The 15617-nt window shown below is 50.8% G+C and carries 12 protein-coding genes, 2 tRNA genes and 2 pseudogenes; 3 read left to right on the forward strand and 13 right to left on the reverse strand.

Features of this window, described 5'->3' with window-relative positions; all coding sequences use genetic code 11:
* Window positions 1–49 precede the first annotated feature (49 nt).
* Together JMJ95_RS13900 and JMJ95_RS02330 are read right to left on the reverse strand one after the other, a co-directional pair.
* On the reverse strand, window positions 50–337 hold the full coding sequence (locus JMJ95_RS13900) for an HNH endonuclease signature motif containing protein (protein WP_133957042.1): 288 nt from the start codon (window positions 335–337) through the stop codon (window positions 50–52).
* Window positions 315–947, reverse strand: coding sequence for a hypothetical protein (locus JMJ95_RS02330; protein ID WP_208321081.1), 633 nt, complete (start codon window positions 945–947; stop codon window positions 315–317). The genes JMJ95_RS13900 and JMJ95_RS02330 overlap by 23 nt, the downstream gene beginning before the upstream one ends.
* Before the next feature lie 196 nt (window positions 948–1143).
* Here JMJ95_RS02330 and JMJ95_RS02335 point away from each other — a divergent pair, with 196 nt between their 5' ends.
* Window positions 1144–1311, forward strand: coding sequence for a hypothetical protein (locus JMJ95_RS02335; protein WP_166670003.1), 168 nt, complete (start codon window positions 1144–1146; stop codon window positions 1309–1311).
* Between the two features lie 345 nt (window positions 1312–1656).
* On the opposite strand, the gene JMJ95_RS02340 is transcribed toward JMJ95_RS02335, so the two are convergent.
* Both JMJ95_RS02340 and JMJ95_RS02345 read right to left on the reverse strand, forming a co-directional pair.
* Window positions 1657–2595 (reverse strand): hypothetical protein, encoded by a 939-nt coding sequence (locus JMJ95_RS02340; protein ID WP_290682085.1) that lies wholly within the window; start codon window positions 2593–2595, stop codon window positions 1657–1659.
* A 116-nt stretch (window positions 2596–2711) separates the two neighbouring features.
* Window positions 2712–3113: a hypothetical protein gene (locus tag JMJ95_RS02345; RefSeq protein WP_290682088.1), complete on the reverse strand. Its 402-nt coding sequence runs from the start codon at window positions 3111–3113 to the stop codon at window positions 2712–2714.
* 266 nt (window positions 3114–3379) lie between these two features.
* Here JMJ95_RS02345 and JMJ95_RS02350 point away from each other — a divergent pair, with 266 nt between their 5' ends.
* Window positions 3380–3574 (forward strand): hypothetical protein, encoded by a 195-nt coding sequence (locus tag JMJ95_RS02350; RefSeq protein WP_290682091.1) that lies wholly within the window; start codon window positions 3380–3382, stop codon window positions 3572–3574.
* Window positions 3575–3590: 16 nt separating this feature from the next.
* On the opposite strand, the gene JMJ95_RS02355 is transcribed toward JMJ95_RS02350, so the two are convergent.
* The 9 genes and pseudogenes from JMJ95_RS02355 to rocD form a co-directional block, all read right to left on the reverse strand.
* Window positions 3591–3794 carry a hypothetical protein gene (locus tag JMJ95_RS02355; protein ID WP_290682094.1) on the reverse strand — a complete coding sequence of 68 codons (204 nt, stop codon included), beginning with the start codon at window positions 3792–3794 and terminating at the stop codon, window positions 3591–3593.
* 640 nt (window positions 3795–4434) lie between these two features.
* Window positions 4435–4722, reverse strand: a pseudogene (locus tag JMJ95_RS02360) (transposase); the annotation flags it as partial.
* 145 nt (window positions 4723–4867) lie between these two features.
* Window positions 4868–8605 (reverse strand): anti-phage defense-associated sirtuin Dsr2, encoded by a 3738-nt coding sequence (gene dsr2 / locus JMJ95_RS02365; protein ID WP_290682097.1) that lies wholly within the window; start codon window positions 8603–8605, stop codon window positions 4868–4870.
* Window positions 8606–9266: 661 nt separating this feature from the next.
* A complete protein-coding gene (locus tag JMJ95_RS02370) occupies window positions 9267–11129 on the reverse strand; it encodes a tyrosine-type recombinase/integrase (RefSeq protein WP_290682100.1) in 1863 nt (620 codons plus the stop codon).
* A 30-nt stretch (window positions 11130–11159) separates the two neighbouring features.
* Window positions 11160–11420 (reverse strand): annotated as a pseudogene (locus JMJ95_RS13905) (DUF6538 domain-containing protein); the annotation flags it as partial.
* A tRNA-Ser gene (locus tag JMJ95_RS02375) sits at window positions 11393–11480 on the reverse strand. The gene JMJ95_RS02375 and the pseudogene JMJ95_RS13905, both read right to left, overlap by 28 nt.
* A 67-nt stretch (window positions 11481–11547) precedes the next feature.
* Window positions 11548–11637, reverse strand: a tRNA-Ser gene (locus JMJ95_RS02380).
* Between the two features lie 252 nt (window positions 11638–11889).
* The gene (locus JMJ95_RS02385) at window positions 11890–12921 is read right to left on the reverse strand and encodes an aldo/keto reductase (protein WP_290682103.1); all 1032 of its coding nucleotides are present in this window, start codon (window positions 12919–12921) and stop codon (window positions 11890–11892) included.
* Window positions 12922–13092: 171 nt separating this feature from the next.
* Window positions 13093–14316, reverse strand: a complete 1224-nt coding sequence (gene rocD, locus JMJ95_RS02390; RefSeq protein ID WP_290682106.1) for an ornithine--oxo-acid transaminase — start codon at window positions 14314–14316, stop codon at window positions 13093–13095.
* Window positions 14317–14649: 333 nt separating this feature from the next.
* Here rocD and JMJ95_RS02395 point away from each other — a divergent pair, with 333 nt between their 5' ends.
* Complete coding sequence (locus tag JMJ95_RS02395; RefSeq protein WP_290682109.1) at window positions 14650–15615, forward strand: tripartite tricarboxylate transporter substrate binding protein; 966 nt, start codon at window positions 14650–14652, stop codon at window positions 15613–15615.
* The last annotated feature ends 2 nt before the right edge of the window (window positions 15616–15617 follow it).

Genomic DNA, 15617 nt, shown 5'->3' on the forward strand with positions numbered 1-15617 from the left:
AATCTCAAAAGCGAGACCCGGTAGAATGAGAAGCTCGCTTCAGCTTCGATTATTCCCAGGTTTTCGATCTCCAGTTCTCGTCGATGATTCCAAGCCGGAGACCTTTTCCGACTAACCCCCGATGCCGTTTGTCAAGGCGCAGGGTATGGCATTTGGGGCAAAGTACTCTCAGGTTGCGGATTTTGTTTGTTCCGTTTTTCCCCGAGTGAATATGATCGATATGGCAGCGAAAGAGGGAAAGTTCCTTTCCGCAGTGAGAGCATTTTCCGTTGCAGCGAATCCATACAATTTTCCGTAGCTCCAGCCATATCGTTCTAGGCGGACGTCTTTTCGGCATCGGAAATGTACACAGATTCTTCGATTTTTTCAACCCGGAACCGTCCTGATCCTATGGACCGGCTGTCTCCCAGTCCTACAAGATTTCCAGCGTCGTGGATGATGGAGCGCATGGCGATTTTGGACACCAGGGTATTATCGAAGACAAGGGAAAAACTGCATTTCCACCCGCTGGAACAGGCAACCCTGTAGCGGACGTTTTTCCCACGGGTTGTGGGATTCCGGACTCCGCAAACATCAATATAGACATCCTTATCCTTGGCATTATGAAACGCTTCGGGAGTAACAAACATTTCCTCGGGAATAAAGCGGTCCACCAGAATTTCTTCGTCCAAAATCTGCAGCGTGGCCGCCACGCTTCTCTGCAGTGTCCCTTTTCCTTCCCGCGTAAACCGTGCTGCATCGCGCAGGCAGCTGAAAAGATAGCTGCCCTTTACGAAAAGCCGGCGTTCCGGAGTGGCCAGTACTGTCTGCTTCCACTCATCCGGATTATTGCCGGCAGAACCGGTTTTTCGCTTTTTCTCCCCCGTCAGCATGCTGACCGAAAACGCGTTCCACAGGAGGGGACGGGTGCCCTCAATCCATGACTTGAGAATCACCATGTTGGACACAAAACTTCACTCCTTTCAAGCTTGTTCTCCTGCTTACGGAACCATTATAGCTTATAGGGCTTTATGTGTAAATAGTGTCGTTATTTCTTCTATGATAAACTTTTAATATGCAACAGAGCGTTAGCAACACTCTTGCCTTTGTGACTTCCAGAAAATGGGGAAAAATCCTTACGGAAATGAGAGGAAGGTACATGCAATGGGACAGCGTACAAGTCCTTTATTGACTTTCGTTATTGACCAGGAATTACTGGAAAGACTCGACGATTTTCGTTTCGAACAAAGGTTCCAGTCCCGGGCGCAGGCGATCCGCTGGCTTCTGGAATGGGCTCTGGACAATGGAGCGACCCCGGAAGAGAAAGACTGACCCCCCTTTCCGCCTTTGCTTTCGGGGGATGCAAGGGGGCGAAGGCCCCCTGCCGAAAGGGAGTGTTGGCGCCAGCCAACGCACCCTTGAGCCTTGCAGGGGCAAAAGACGAAAAGCAAGCCCGCAGGAAAGGACCAGCGGACTTCAAGGAACACACGAGCTGCACCGGAAAAAGGTGATCGGAACGCAGGCAGGACCCCCTGCAAGGCCTTTCATTTCGCCTTGCGGTTCGGGGAAGAGCCGGGGAAAATTTACAGATAACGTAAATACTTGCGGGGTTGTTTCAGGGGTGGAAAACGGGCGTTCCCTATTTTTCGGCAAGCGCGGCTGGAAAAGGCCGCTGGTTTAATTTCGTGAGATTTCGGGAGTGCTTTCCTTCAATTCAGCCTGTTCAATTTCCGCATCGTCCTCCCCAAGTTTCAGTGGAATTTCGGAGAGTTTTTTTGAAGGGATTTTCTCTGCGTCCCTTGATTGGAGGGCAAGAAAAAGACGATGGACGTCTTCTTCCCTGTAATTCAGGATCCTGCGAAGAGCGAGCTCTTTTCCGGACTCGTCCTTCAAAATCCAGGTATCTCGTTTCCCCCTCCGTATCCTGGAAATCGACCAGCCCTGCAACCCTATTACTTCTTCAAGCCGGGAAAAGGCGGCATCTTCCAAACGAAGGAGTCCACGAAGAATTCGTCGCGCCTCTTCCCGGGTCAGCTTCGCAACGAGCCGTTTTGCCAGGGTCAGGTCCGCCTGGAGCTGCTCTTCCGGAGAGTGGAGCGGTTCTCCCCGCTCTGCCATGACGATTTTCTCCGGAGAAATATGCCGCCGTTTCCCGGGTTTTGACACGGATTTCCAGTCGATTGGGTACCCTCTCTCCTGGAGCCATCCGCCCAGGGCCTCCCGCAGGGAAATCACTTCCCTGCGGATGGAAATCCTGTGTTTGTGTCCTTCATCGTTTCTTGGACGATAGGAAATATGAAGGTGGAGATTCTGGTCCCGTTCCTTCTTTCCGGAACCACCGGGCAATCCTTTGTGGAGGGACCACAGCACGTCCGTGGAATCCAGCCCGAGTTCCCGGACGAGAGTGGTGAGTGCATCCCTGATTTCTGCCTTCGCCATGCCGTCGAAGACCAGATTCGGCAGGGGCAGAAACAGGCGCACCTGGACGCAGGCATCATGGCGGGCTCTCCCCGCAGGAGTGTCGAGAGGGGAGAGCCCCGTTTCCATTTCTGCTATTTCTTTCCATCGATTGGCGGCTTCCCTGCGGTCGGATATTTCTCTATCTCTGCTTTCCATACCCCAAAGAAGACATTCCTTTTCCCTCGTGAGGTAGGAAGCATGAGCGGATGCCGAATGTACCGCCCGCACCCCGGAACAGAAGGACGAAAACCTCACGTAGGGTTTCCACATGATTATGATTGATTTGTCTCTGACGGGGGAACCGTGCCGCCCTGAGAGGCATCCTGGCCGGCAGGCGCCGCCTCTTTTTTTAGTTTTTCCGAAAGCGCTTTCGCCAGACCAATGACAGTTTTTCCTGCCTTTTCCTTTGCCGCCTTTTTCGACTCCACCGTTGAATTTTTGCTTTTCTGCAGGGCGTCGATTTCAATGAACTGTTCGTAAATCTGGAACTTCACATCCTCGTCGGAAATAGCGCCGAGAAGAGCGGTTCCGAGAAGGATCAGACCACGCGTCCGGCAGTTGCGCCGTTGCTCCAGTACTTCCTTTTCAAGCTGCAGAACCCATTTCCTTGCTTCTTCCAGGGCCTTCATCTTGCTGTCTCCGGTGATTACTATACGCACTTTTTTGCTTCCCACGCTTACCGCCTCCAAAGAGAAATTGTGGTATTCGCATTTAACATAGCGGTTTGCATAGGGCTAAACAAAAAACGCGAGGATAAAAACGAGGGAACTTAAATGGCGAAAGGCGTGTTCTTCAAAATTGGCTGGGGGAGGGAGGTATGAAGCTCAACCCAAGTGACACGCCGGAAAACCAAAGGACCGTGGGATCGTTCATGTGTGCACCTCGTTTCCTTCCGCGATGCGGTATACTTTGATTAAACCATCAACGGAGGTGTTCCCTTATGTGTGCCTACAAGAAAAAGATGCATGCTATAGAAGTAAGCTCTGAAGCGGATGCCGAAATGGTTGTCATAACAGATACGGAAGATGTTGGAAACGGCGAATCGTCCGTTTTCATTCACATTGACCAGCTTGATATGGTTATCCAGTGGCTCAAAGAAGCCAGAGAGGACATCATCAACAGTGAAATAGGCTAGGCCCTGACTGACAAACTCACTCCGGAGTCATCCCGGGGAATTGCTTATTGTAGAATTTCTCAAGACCGTTCATGTCGTTTACCATTATTCCGGCGAATCCTGTACGGTCAGTTTTTTCTGACCAAACAAGCTGGACGTTTCTTACGGAGTACTGAATAACAACTTTTTGGAGAGGGAAAAGGAAGAGAAACATCTCCCTCTGAGCGTATGAGGGGAGCAAAGAAAAAAAATCCCCCTTCCGGGGGACTGTAGATCTTGGGGCTGAGAAACAAATGTGCGAAAGAATTTTGACACTGCCAACCTTTGAGAGTCGCTTTTGCGGAGGCAGATAAATTTTCTGAGAACGAATCGGAAGCCATATTTTGGCTGACCCTGGACGAGGATGACGATAAAAGGATCCATGCGGCAGAAATCTTTTTTCAGCTGGAGTATCCGGATACGTATAAACAATACATCCAGTCGTTACGAGCTATCTACAGAAAAAAACGTTCTACAGAGCTTATTTCACTTTAAAAGCTTGCAGGAGGTTGTGCAACGACAGAGAAAGTGTTTTTTGCAAGGGGGAAATCCCCCTTGCAATTTCTATTTTGCAAACAATTTTGCGACAGGTTATCAAGGTGCAGAGCCGCTCCTTTTCGGTGGAGTGGCTCTCAGAGAATCGCGCAGGTGGCTCTAGAAAAACGCGTTTTGCATTCGTGGATCCGGCGGATGACCTTCACTAGCTTTTCCCTCTGCTTTTTTCGTTCCTTCCTGGCAGCGGAATTCTTTAGGCTAGTCATAGTAGCCGCTCCAGGATGTTTTGAGCCCCCTGCACATCTCCTCCACAGGATATTCCACGTGATCCCGTACAACCTCGTACTTCAGCGACTCTGAGGTTCTTTCGAGAAGATGGCCAAGGCTTTTTTTAGGATGTCACGCTTACGCCTGGTGAAGGCCAGTTCTTCCCGGAGAGCCTTGAGTTCTTCTTCCGGGGTGAGGACCTTGCCTCCGGACTGAGCAAAGGCGACGGCTCCCATTTCCTTTTTCTCCCACTTTCTCCAGGCATAAATCAGATCTACCCGAATTCCAAGGTCTTCGGCAACCTTAAAGGAAAGCTTCCCTTCCGCCACCAGCCGGAGCACTTCCTGCTTGAATTCAGGGTCGTAGTTCCGGCGTCTCTCTCCCTTTTTCCATGTGAGGCACCTCCAGTGGTGGAATCATTCCCCTTGTCGGGCCTTCATCTGTGTCCGTCAATTCCGGGGAAGGTCATTCAGCAAGGAAAGAGACGTTATGGGATACTCTTCAAATTACCTCCTAATTCATCCATGCGCTTGTAACTTCAGAGAATTCTCGAGGCGAAAAACATCTCTTTCGCCATTCTTCGACGATGCCTGGAACAGGCAAACCGCGTGCTCCGTATCGTGCCTGAAGTGTGGCTGCTAGGGTTGCTGCAGAACGGCGCATTTCCACTTTCTTTTCAAAGGTCAGAACTGAGTCGTCCTTGTCGTACGATGTTTCGCCAAGCAGTCGACCGAGTTGATGTTGTGCGGCTTCTTCCAGGACGCACATCTGCTGCTTTGCATAAAATTGACCTGACGTCTTCTTTAGAATGCGAACGACTATCGACATTGCCCGACTCGTGGAATGTCCAAAATGCCACGTAAGATATTGACTAAGCATCAAAAGCGGATCTGGTTCCACCGAACCGTCATCCGCATCCATATTTCCGAAAACAATCCTGGAGATAGCTTCGAGACCGTCTTTCTCTCGGTCCTCTATGTTCGAAATCAAGGATGATTTGATTCGATCAAAAACATCGAATTTTCGTTCTGGGAAAAGATGAAGGCATGCGGCCTCAGCCTCCAGAGTATGCAGGGAATGCTTCCGCATTTCTTCAAAAAGCCGACTGAGAGAATCCTTGATTTCTGCAGGAGAATCCGGGCTGAGCTTTGGGCCCACAACCTCGGCAAGCAGTGAGGCAATGGAAGCGAATCTCGCCCGAAATTCTTCAGGAATAGATCCGAACCACGCAGGTCCCCTTTCTTCCTTATCCAGCATGCTCTTGTCAGCATCCCACCACACAAGCAGTTTTTGCAATATCTCAACAGCATCTTCCCTCGTCCAGAAAATCTCTTCGCTGCTATTTGCTCCAAGGATTTCCGTCGCAAGAGGAATGCTTCCCCCCGTAATAGCAATACCACCTTTCTGCTTGTCCTTCTGAACCGGAAAAGAAGCAGCCGTAACATAGTTCCTGAAAAGTTTCGCAAGATCAACGCCTTCTGGATGCGGAAGGCTCAAAAAAACGAACTTATAAAAATCAGTGCCTTCCGGCAGACCATATTGGTCGGTCACTCTCCAGAGATCAGATGCCAGTCTCTTGCTTTGTCCGGCATCGAGTAATTCCATCTTATGAAGCTGTATCAGGGAAGAAAGCGCCCAGCGTCTGCGCTCTGTATCCTCTAACCCGGTTTCATACAACAATTTTTCAATAAATTCCGGTTGAATATCTATTCTCTTCACAGCAAACGCAGGTTTTTGATTGAGATTGAACAATAGAAACGGATTTCTAAATTCATCCCTGATAATTGGATTATGGAGGCCTTCAGGAACCGGTATTTTCAGCAAGTCGGGAATATGGTTATATTGCTCTGTTTCTGACATTGAACTAAGAAGCCTTCTGACCAAGCTCTTAACGTTTCCGTATTTCCCCTTATCGGGGGAAGCATAGATTTCCGCAAGAAAAGAGAGGAGTTTGCCTTTCATGTCACTCGAACACTTGCAGCATAGCCTCGAAATGACTTCTGGCAAAAGTCGGGCGAGACGTGTTCCAAAGTTGTTATTTCGAAAAACATCACCGGTGCGTATGTCATCCCGGCAATTGTCAAGCGTTTCCAGATAGCTTTGAATGAGCTGGTCCGCTTCTTTGTCGGTAAATTTATAAATTGATTCGCGGTTGAAGAGCTCGTCAGCGGCCTTCGTGTCTCCCAACCTGGCAAGCGTGGCGGCCGCCCAAAAGGAAGAAGACCGTGAAATACGCTGCAAACATCCCATAGCAGTTTTTGTTGCAAATGTATAATTTCCAAGATGAAACGGTATTCCTGCATCTTCGCAGAAGCGGAGGAAAGAGTACGCATTGAACAGCTCCTGATCAATGCCCCCCGTTGAGAATGTCCGGGTAATCCGCCCTACGTCAAATTCATGCTTTTCCGAGATGCTTTTTCTCTGAATGGGTGGAGCACTCAGAGCCAGTTCAAACAGCTTCAATTCGCCCCATGGATCGCATTTGTAACCTTTTAATTTACTCCAACGATCTTGGAACTGCTTATTTTTATCTTGAAACTCACCCAAGTTGTTTCTTTGAAATGCAGCGGCGTTTTGAATATATTCTCCCAGAAGCATTGCGTTACTCTCTTGGGAAAACATGGAAAGATCAGGCCTTCCTTTCTTGCTATTGGTACTTTTTCTGATCCTTTCAAGGGCACCTCTAACAAGAATTTCCGCTTGGTTAACCAAACCGATCTCAGCTAGTAAAGCCGCGCGCTTCACCATCCAATAAGGATGTGATTGGTTGGGTAGCCAATTTTCAAGTCTTTCTTTGACATTGGGCAAATCCAAGGTAAAAAGGCAGAAGAGAACACCTTCATAATTCAAAAATTCTTGTTGCTCCACCGAAAATTGATCAGAAATTGCCTTGAGTCGTTTTTCTGCTTCCTTCCATTTTTTAAGAAGCCCTTCCTCACGGTAGAACCGAAGCATGGCAAGTGCTAGTGCTATCCATGCTTCCTTAATTTCCTTCCAGGGAAGGTTGCAGACCACCTCTGCCCCAGCGCGGGACAGGCGGTTTTTGGATGGATTGTCCTTATCGAAGGGGTAGCACCTTTCGAGAATTACTTCACATATCGTGGCAACTTCGGAGAAAAGCGGCAGCAAACACCGTTCAAGCCGCCAGATCAACTCGAACGTATATTGGATATCCAATCCTGGGGGAAATTGATCCATACCCAGGGAATAATTGACCCAATCCTGTGTGTATTTCCAAAGTCTTTCGCGATTACTATTTGGCAGGATCAGCCATCCCGGATAGTCTTGTCGCTGCTTCCGCCATTCTTCCGTGATTTTCTTTACCGCTTCGATGCGGTCCGCAGCCTGAGGGGGAGACATCATTTTTTGAGTAGTCTCAGGCCAGCCGGGTAATTTCGGTTCCTTCGTTTCCATAAAATCAAGAAACTTCTTTAAAGCCTGCTTGTGGTCATGCTTATCGATGCCAGAACAGCAAGACATATTGACAACCGTAATCCCACGTTTCACTAAAAGTTGTATCTTTGCTGACGACAGGTCAAAGGCTCCTAAAAGATATATTTTCTGCATTTTGTCTCTGCCGAGATTATCGCGAATCCAGCCAAGCCACTGGAGAAAGTTCGGATCATCCCCGGAAAACCCTACCAGACACAACGTATTTTCCAGTAGAGACTGCTGGACGGTATTGACAAAAGGAGCATTATCATACGGATACCGCCGATAATCCTCCTCGGTGATGACAAAGGGGCGCTCGGATGGAAAGCTGCCGTGAAGCTTTACAATTCTTGGTTTGTCAGCGTAAGGGATATCCTCTGTATTGACAACGGGCCGATATCTCCTCGTCACTACTTTTGCGCTAGCCCGTTCAAGCAGGGTATCATAATTGGTCGTGAACACATCCACCCACGGTAATTCAAGAATCTGGACATGAAGATCGGATGGTTCGATAGTGAGATCAGGAATATTGTCTCGCAGCAAATTATCCAGCGCAGGCCGACCGAATGCTGCCTCCACCTCATCGGCCAGTCTCAAGACATTCAAATATTTCTTTTGGGTTGAATCAGGCTTTTCGCCACGTGCCTTCTGGAAAAAAAGGTCTCCCAACTGGTTCCAATCAGGAAATCCATCGCCCGCGTTCTTGCTGAAACCGGCGCCGACCATGACCGCGGCACGGTTAGACCAAAGGCGATCCGCAATTTCGTTCAGGTAGGGCCGTATGGATTCCGGCACATCAATATGGGATTCTTTGCTCATATTTACCTCCCCCGGATTTCCGGCAAACATGGCGGTATGGACTGCCCAGAGATTTTCAGCACGATTCTCGAACTACGCCACTGCATTGGCTGAAATCCTGCATTCTTCAATAAGGACACTCTCTTCTTTCAATAAACATTTTCCCAAATATTACCATATATTTCTTTGAGGCTCGCATGTTTGCAGATCTTTTCGACAGGTTATCAAGGTGCAGAGCCGCTTTGTCCAAATGGGGTGGCTCTTACCCCGCGCGCCAGTGGCTCTTATATCTGCGAGCAAGCGTCTCTCTAAAAAAACGCGTTTTGCATTTTACCTTTACCAAAGTTGAGGCTCACGTGAGAAGGCCGGGGAATACGGAATGAAGACCGGTAAAGGATGGTACGATTACCAGCAACAGAAGTAGTAAAGGAAGGAACACGGTACAGGAGCATGTGGAGAAGTGTCGTTGAGGATCTAACCAAGCTCTCCATCTGGGTGTAGGAGCGAGAAGACCTTATTAAGATGCTGAAGAAGTGTTTCTTCACGTTCCACGTTTGGGCTGGAAGGGAAGGGGGAAGGTTTTCCGACCTAAGGGGAAATGGACCTGAATGAAGAAAAGAACGGAGGAAAAGCGTGAGATCTCTTTCCCTCCGTTTGGGTTTCCGGCCTTTTTTTTAGTTTCTCAGGAGATGTTGCGCCGCTTGACCATTTCAGCGAGGACCTTATCAGCCACTGTCTTCCAGTCCACTTCCAGCGCGTCGTATATCGATTTCATTTTGGGCGCCAGTTCAGAAGGAGAAAACTTGGATTCGTAGTGCGTTGTGGTATTTTTCGTGGCATCACTAGGCTCGTGGCCAAGAATTTCGGACGTATAGCATTTTTCTATCCCGATCGTTTTTCCGACGCTGGCGATGGTGTGACGGAAAGAGTGAAACACTTTGACGCCCGTTTGACCGTTAGGGAATGTTTGGGCTGCGTCTTCGCCCAGTCTTTCCTTGACGTAAGTATTCCACCATCTTGCAGCGTTCCGCGAGAAGGAGGCTTTTGTTCCTCGCCCCTTGGTGAATCCCCAGATATTGTCCGTCTCTTCCTTTTCGATCATCAAGAATTGCATGATCCGAACAAGGGGTTCCGGTACCGGGATGGTTCTTTTGGAAGCTTTGTTCTTCACCCGGGTTCCCATTTCAGCATTTTCGTCGATCCGCAGGCACAGGATACCGTCGGCAGTAAAAATATCGCCCCGGCATAATTGCCCCAATTCTTCCGCCCGGGCGCCCGTCAATGCCCCGAAGAGAAAGTAGGCCGGCGTCCCGATGGCTTTTCCCCCCTTGAGCGAATCTGTTACGAAGGTGCTGTCGAAAAGCTTCTGCAGGTCATCAGGGGAGTAGGTGAGACGGACAAATTTCTGTTCCTTGTCCGGAAGCACCACTTCTTTCTTCACTATGGAATAGGGGACTTTCAAAGCCCGGGGATAGAAATCGTGGCCCCTCTTCAGGATCATATTCAGCGCGGTGGTCCATTTTTCCACCGTAGCGTTGGAAATCTTCTCCTCTGGTATTTTCCCCCGGAGAAGTACATTGGGATCGAGATCCTCCATCTTTTGTCCCTGCCGGGCAGACAGCCGGGTATTGAAAATATCCATGAGTTCGGTGAGATGTTCCTTGGTTATTTCGGAAACTTTTCTGCCTTGGCCGAAATAGCGAAGAATGAATTTGAATTTCGACTCAAACTCTCCTCGGGTCTTTTCCGTCCAGCGAACTTCCTTCCGGGCTTTTGATGTAGTCTTCTCGGCAATAATTTCCTGTACGAGCGTTGCGATTTCCGGGTCTTCATAGTCCGGTCCTACAGTGGGAAGGGGTGTAGTATTATTCACTGAAACTGCCGGCGGCACTACCGGATGTTCGGATCTGTAGGCAATTTGTACGGATTCCGGCGGAAGAATGCCGTTGAGTTCCCTTAGGGCACGGTCGCAATTCGCCAGTGCGCCGGATACGAATTTTTGGGCGATCGACGGGAAATGCCTGTTTGTGTGGGGGATGAGTTTCCGGACGTTGTAAAGGTCGGTAAAAGCTCTGGCCTTTAGTATGTTCCGGAAATTCTTCTTCCGGACAAGGAGATAGAGGGTCAGGTCCTCAACCTCCATTGATATCCCGAGATTGTACCCTTCGACAATGCGGTGGTCGGATGCAAGGAGTTTTTTTTCAAGAAAGGCCCAGTCATTTGCGATGAGCAGCTCCACCATTAAGTCTATCTCTCGCTGGGAGAATTCCGTTTCAGGTGATTTTTCGGAGGTGACGGGGATGATTCTTCTTTTTCCCTCGAAAAGCTCCCAAAAGTTATTGTGCTGCTTTGTGTCACCGTAGACCTCGTTGATCGCTTCCTTTTCCGTCTCTTCGTCGGGAGTCAGATGAAGGGAGTGGTCACGGGCCAGGGCAACCGACTCGACGGAGTCGTCCCAGGAAGGGTTGTACTTGTCGGTGAGAAGCAGGGCTTCCTCATGGAGCAATTTGACTCTTTCGTCTTTTTCTTCAGGCGTGAGATTCATGGGCAGAAAAATCAGTCCAGCGCGAAGGTATTCTCCTCTTTTTCGCGCGAGTTTGAGGTAGGGGGTTTTGAGGGAGAGCCGGATTTCCGATTTGTTCCATAGGAATCGCTCCGTTTGAGGTATGACCCAGCGGAAATAATAAATATTCCCGCGGCGCTCGATGAATGGAACACCAGTTTGTAACACCAAGGGTGCTGTACGCTTTTGGCGCACAGCGTGTATACCGTTTTTCTCTTCTGTTTCCAGTATTAAGGCATGATTAATGGCGGAGAAGGAGGGATTCGAACCCACGGAACCTCACGGTTCAGACGCTCTCCAAGCGCCCGCCTTCGACCACTCGGCCACTTCTCCGCATACAACGGCGAACATTATATCACAGCTTTCCAAGATTGCCATACCTGGGAAACAGTTCTTCAGCTGGCGGAGAAGGTGGGATTCGAACCCACGGGGCAGCAAGCCGCCCAATTGATTTCGAGTCAATCCCCTTCGACCACTCGGGCACTTCTCCGCACAGAAAAGAATTATACACGTTCACTTTCGGCTTGCCAAGTGCGGTTTCCTAAATCCGCAAATTTTTCAGGCAGCGGGAGTGTCGCCGGGCATAAGGTGAATTCGCCCTCCCCCAGGGGCGAAGAGATCTCGCTCCGCGCTCTTTGGCGCTCTTTGGCGCTCTTTGCGGAGGGATCCCCAGGGGAGGGCGGACAGTGCCAAGGGACGAGGAACCGACACGGATGTCGGTTTCACAAGCACGCCGTACTTTTCATTCGCTGTGATAGAGCTTCCGGTGTTCCCTGAACAGGGCGTAGTGTTTTTTGAGCATCTGTGGAATCGGGAGGTTGTAGGGACATTTGGGCAGGCATGCGCCGCACTCCACGCACAGGGGAAGCGTCTCGAGAGCCTGTGTCACGTACCCGCACGCCACTTGGGGGGACATGCGGGAGGCGAGCAGGGGGTAGGTCATGCCGAGGGTGATGGAAACTCCGTGGGGGCAGGGCTGGCAGTACTCGCATCTGCGGCAGAACTCCTTTCCCATAGTGTCGGCGATGGATTTCATGGTCCTGCGGTCTTGATCGGTCACGGCATTGGGAGAATCGTAGAAAGAGGTCACCTGGTCGACGGATTCCACCGAGTCGTACCCCGGAATGGGCAGGATGTACGGATGTGACCTCAGGAACTTGAAGGCGAGAGGCGCGTCGCTGATGGCCCCGCCGGCAAAGGGCTTCATGGCAATGAAGGCGAGACCCATTTTTTGAGCGAGGGGGAGAAGAGACTCTGCCGCTCCTGTTTCGATGAAATTGAACGGAAACTGGATGGAGACGAACTTGCCTGTGGAGATGGCCTTTACGGCCATGGGGATGCCGTGGGACGTGATGCCGATAAACCTGACCTTCCCCTGTCGTTGGGCCTCCAGAGCGGCGTCGAGGGCTCCGCCGGGAGCGATGATGGCCTGCCAGTCCTTTTCCTGGACGACCTGGTGAAACTGGAAGAGATCGATATAGTCGGTCTTCATTCGCTTCAGGCTAAGGTCGATGTGCTCCGATACGCCTTTTCCGTCACGGTTCTTGCTCTTGGTAGCGATGAAGATTTTCTCCCTCACGCCGGACAGCGCCAATCCGAATTTTTCTTCGCTTCCCTCATAGGAATTCGCGGTATCAAAGAAGGTAATTCCTTTGTCGTAGGCCCTTTTGAGGACCCTCACCGCTTCGTCCGTTGTGAGCCTGATGATGGGAATGCCGCCGAAGCCGAGTTCTGAAACGATGGCGCCTGTGCTGCCGAATGGAAGGTAGCGCACGATTACCAGCTCCTTCGAGAATAACAAGATTGTATTAAGGATACCAGAGATTCCACTTTTGAGAGAAGGCTGCATGCACTGTCAGGAACCTAAGGCGGGCACAGAAAAAAAAGGCTCCTCCCGTGGCGCCGGAGGAACCCTTTCCTCATCATGTTCCGGACATTGGATTTTCTAGGCTTTCGCCTCTACGCCGCAGAAGACCTCCGCCATCTTCCCGAGGGCGATGTCGATCTCCTGTTTTGTTATAATCAGTGGGGGAGCGAACCGGATGATCCAGTTGTGGGTCTCCTTGCAGAGAAGCCCTTTCTCCTTGAGGGCGGTGGTGTAGTTCCGGGCCTTGCCTGCGGATTCGTGAAGAACCACGCCGATAAGAAGGCCTTTCCCCCTGACCAGTTTGATCTTTGGGGAGTTCAAAGCCCGGATTCCCTCCATGAAATAGGCTCCAAGTTCCGCGGAGCGTTCGGCCAGCTTCTCCTCGAAGAGCACGTCGATTGATGCGGATGCCACGGCGCAGGCAAGGGGGTTCCCTCCGAAGGTCGAACCGTGGGTCCCGGGAAGAAACACGCCAAGGACGTCCTTGTCGGCGGCGATGGCGGAGACGGGCATCACTCCGCCGCCGAGCGCCTTGCCCATGATGATGATGTCGGGCGTGATCCCTTCGTGCTCGAAGGCGAAGGTCTTTCCCGTGCGGCAGAATCCCGTCTGGATTTCGTCAACTGCAAGGAGGATGTCGTTCTTCCGGGCAATGGATTCAAGTCCCTTGAGGAACCCTTCCCTCGGCACTACCACGCCGGCCTCTCCCTGAATGGGTTCTACAAGTATGCCGACAGTATTTTTATTTACGGCCTTTTCCACCGCTTCGAGATCGTCGTAGGGGACGACGACAAATCCCGGGGTGTAGGGGCCATAATTATCCTTTGCGTCGGGATCGACGGAGAAGGAGATGATGGTGACCGTTCTGCCGTGGAAATTCCCGGCGAAGACGATGATTTCAGCTTTGTCCTTTTCAACGCCCTTGACCATGTAACCCCATTTTCTCATGGTTTTGATGGCTGTTTCGACGGCTTCCGCACCGGTGTTCATGGGGAGTATCATTTCTTTCCCTGTTACACCGGAAAGTTTCTGGGCGAAGAGGGGCCACTTGTCGTTGAAGAAAGCCCTCGAGGTGAGCGTGAGGATATCGGCCTGGTCCTTGAGTGCCTTGATTATTTTTGGATGCCGATGTCCCTGGTTCACTGCCGAGTATGCCGAGAGCATGTCTATGTAACGGCGTCCTTCCGGGTCTTCGACCCAGATACCTTCAGCCTTTGAAATTACGACTTCCAGAGGATGGTAGTTGTGGGCACCGTATTCATGTTCCATTTTCATCAGTTCTTCTGATGTGTAGCGGGCCATCATGTCACCTCTTTCCAAGATTTCGATTCTTCGCTCCTGAAGTTCATTCTATTTGTTTTTATAGAAAGCAGTTTATTACAGGAACGAAAAGAATCCTACACTATTCTCGCCCAAGGAGCCCTTTTTTTCAAGCTGCGGATTTAGTTCAGGATGGAAAGAACGGACTTCTCATGAGAGAAGGGAGGCAAAAGAGATGTAGAGGGCATCGTTTTTTGATATACTGAAAGAAAAAGGGGTATTGCGCAATTTGTATTCCCTTTGAAAGGAGGGTGCAGGTTACAGCGCCGGCGGTGTTCCGTGTCCCATACTTTTTCTGAAGGGAGTTGTTTTTTCATGAGAAAGATGTCGCGAATACTGATATTTTCGGTCCTCTTCGTTTTTCTGGCCTCGGCTGCCTTTGCCGCCTTCCCTGAAAGAGCCGTTTCCGTCGTCTGCCCCTGGGGAGCGGGCGGCGGAACAGACAGGCTGACCCGTTTCATGGCGGCCCAGCTCGAGAAAGAACTCGGCAAGCCTTTCCCCGTCACAAACAAGACGGGCGGCAACGGCGCCGTCGGTCATTCGGCAGGAGCCTTTTCAAAACCGGACGGTTATACAATCACCATGGTGACCCTGGAACTGGCCACCATGCACTGGATGGGTCTGACAGAACTCACATATGCGGATTTCGACTACGTGATCCAGCTGAACCAGGACCCCGCCGGGGTGATGGTGAAGGCTGACGCTCCATGGAAGAACCTCGGTGAGCTTCTTGAAGCGGTGAAGGCTGATCCTGAAAAGTTCAAGTTCTCCGGAACTGCTGCCGGCGGTGTCTGGGACCTTGCAAGGATAGGGATGCTCGACAAGGCGGGCATCCCTGTCAATGCCGTCAGCTGGATCCCCACTACGGGAGCCGCTCCCTCGATCATCGAGCTTCTTGGAGGTCACGTGGAAGTAATCACCTGCAGCCTTCCCGAAGCGGCCTCCCAGATTGCAGCCGGAGAAATACGCCCCCTGGCCATTATGGCCGATTCCCGGGACCCCGCTTTCCCGGATGTTCCGACACTGAAAGAAAGCGGCATCGACTGGTCGGCCGGAACGTGGCGGGGTTTTGCCGTCCCGAAGGGCACTCCTGCCGAAGTAATCGATGTCCTGTACAACGCCATGAAAAAGATTACCGATTCCGACGAATACAAGGAGTTCATGGGCAAGAACGGCTTCGGGGTAATGATCCGCGGTCCGAAAGAGTTCGCTGAATTCGTCCGCCGGCAGGATACTGACCTCAAGAACGTCATGGAACTGGGCGGCTATCTAAAAAAATAGTT

The sequence above is a fragment of the Aminivibrio sp. genome (genome assembly GCF_016756745.1).
GTDB lineage: Bacteria > Synergistota > Synergistia > Synergistales > Aminobacteriaceae > Aminivibrio.

Bases quoted from the DNA above. Each gene is read 5' to 3' on its own strand.
- JMJ95_RS02350 (WP_290682091.1), top strand. From the start codon at position 3,380: ATGTGTGCCTACAAGAAAAAGATGCATGCTATAGAAGTAAGCTCTGAA.
- JMJ95_RS02340 (WP_290682085.1), bottom strand. From the start codon at position 2,595: ATGGAAAGCAGAGATAGAGAAATATCCGACCGCAGGGAAGCCGCCAAT.
- JMJ95_RS13900 (WP_133957042.1), bottom strand. From the start codon at position 337: ATGCCGAAAAGACGTCCGCCTAGAACGATATGGCTGGAGCTACGGAAA.
- rocD (WP_290682106.1), bottom strand. From the start codon at position 14,316: ATGGCCCGCTACACATCAGAAGAACTGATGAAAATGGAACATGAATAC.
- dsr2 (WP_290682097.1), bottom strand. From the start codon at position 8,605: ATGAGCAAAGAATCCCATATTGATGTGCCGGAATCCATACGGCCCTAC.
- JMJ95_RS02370 (WP_290682100.1), bottom strand. From the start codon at position 11,129: ATGAATCTCACGCCTGAAGAAAAAGACGAAAGAGTCAAATTGCTCCAT.
- JMJ95_RS02335 (WP_166670003.1), top strand. From the start codon at position 1,144: ATGGGACAGCGTACAAGTCCTTTATTGACTTTCGTTATTGACCAGGAA.
- JMJ95_RS02395 (WP_290682109.1), top strand. From the start codon at position 14,650: ATGAGAAAGATGTCGCGAATACTGATATTTTCGGTCCTCTTCGTTTTT.